At 55.4% G+C, this 1729-nt stretch carries 1 protein-coding gene; it reads right to left on the bottom strand.

The window, feature by feature from the left end; translation table 11 throughout:
* Positions 1-213: 213 nt before the first annotated feature.
* A complete protein-coding gene (locus tag ACZ4FV_RS52220; RefSeq protein ID WP_093206837.1) occupies positions 214-1389 on the bottom strand; it encodes an integrase core domain-containing protein in 1176 nt (391 codons plus the stop codon).
* Positions 1390-1729 lie beyond the last annotated feature (340 nt).

Raw genomic sequence — 1729 nt, 5'->3', positions numbered from 1 at the left:
TGATCTTAGGCGCCCCTTGAAACCCCGCTGGCCGAACGCGGGCTTTGGAGCGTGGGCAACCCGGCAGGACGCCGGGTTAGCCGCGCTGGGCCAGGGATGGCCCATCGCGGCGGCCCACGGTCCAAAGCCGGAGTGAGGGCACACCGAGCCTAGGCGAGGTGCCGAGTGGTGGGGCATGTACGGGACAACCACATGGGTTACAAAAAAGTGCCTTCACATAGGTGACACTTTGATTGAAACATAACCGTTTTTTGCATCCCTAGCGTTTACTCGGCCCAAGATCACCGGACCGAAGATCACATTCCATATGCCATCACTGATCATCTCCATTCCGATGGTTTGATGGCTCAGCAAATTACCAACATAAATCCTTAGACCTGCTCGATTGATGATCCCACTACTGTCTGCCAGGTAACACTCGACATGACTCGCATAGCCCATCTCCGGCAACCGCTCCGGATAGACTCGTGTTGAAGGCATGTAACACGAGGCTGGCGTTTTCTGCCCAAGAGCCTCGTGTCCACGCTCGTAATTATAGTGCTGCACGAAGCGATCAAAGTGACGCTGCTGAGCATCCCACGCAACCGCCGGTGGTTGGGGTAACGTACTTTTCAGCGTCCTGTGCATACGTTCGTGGCGCCCGTTCTGATCAGGGCGGCCCGGTTCAATTCGCTCAGGAATGATCCCAAGTCGTAGCCACCAGATCGATAGCTGCGACAGCCCGGCACGGCCCGTGCTGGCAAACGGCACACCGTTGTCGGTACGGATGCGCTCAGGCAGCCCATATTCGCGGAAAACCCGCTCGAAGGTTTGCTGGGTTTCCTTGAAATTGGTGCTGGCCATACTCTCGCAGGCCAGTAAAAAGCGACTCGCGTGATCCATTATCGTCAACGGATAACACCACACACCTGCCCCTGTCAGAAATTGCCCTTTGTAATCAGCGCTGAAAAGCTGGTTGGGGATTTCTGCCTTACGTAAAGGCTTGGGATAGACAGCTACACGCGGGCGCAATTGCCGAGGCGTGATCAAATCAGCGGCCTTGAGGATGTTGTAAATGGTGGTTTTTGAGGGTGGGTTCTGCCCAGGAAAACGCCGTATCAAGTCGTTCTGGATCTTCTTCGGGCCGGGAACCGTTTCTCCAGTCGAACGCAATTCAATAATTGCCTGCCGGACAGCAAAAGGGACCACATACGTCTGATTGTGGCGGCTGCGACTTCGCTCTTCGAGGCCTCTGGGCCCCTCCGCTTTGTAGCGCTCGACCCATTTATAGCCAGTCTTGCGACTGATTTGATGGTCCAGGCACAGCTGGCTAAAGCTGTGCTCGTCCTCCAAATAGTCGGCGATGAACTTCACTCTGAGGTCCATAGGTTTCAGCTCTTTCCAGGGCATGGTCAGATCCTCGCGAAATCGACCCTGCCAGTTAAAAAACTGTTACCTATGTGCGTGAACTAATTTGTAACCCATGTGGGTGAGTCATACCGGCAAGAGCGTTTTGCTTACTTTTGCGCTTTTCAAAAGTGAGCCGCTGTAAGAGCGGAACCAATAGCGGCCGTTACCGCAGCAACGGATATGCACACCAACCAATCCAATGTGATCGGCTATAGTGCCCGACGACTCTGGAAAGGGAGACCCTTCGTGCGAATTGCGCTTTTACTGTCAGCCTGGCTCATCTGCCTGGGCGCCCAAGCCGCCCCTGTGGACGTCGCGACCCTGGACCGCGGCACCTGGC

The sequence above is a fragment of the Embleya sp. NPDC025285 genome, assembly GCF_055558835.1.
This window is presented reverse-complemented; position numbering and strand designations above follow the sequence as displayed.

Excerpts from the sequence above, each read along its gene's own strand:
- ACZ4FV_RS52220 (WP_093206837.1), bottom strand. The coding sequence starts at position 1,389 with ATGCCCTGGAAAGAGCTGAAACCTATGGACCTCAGAGTGAAGTTCATC.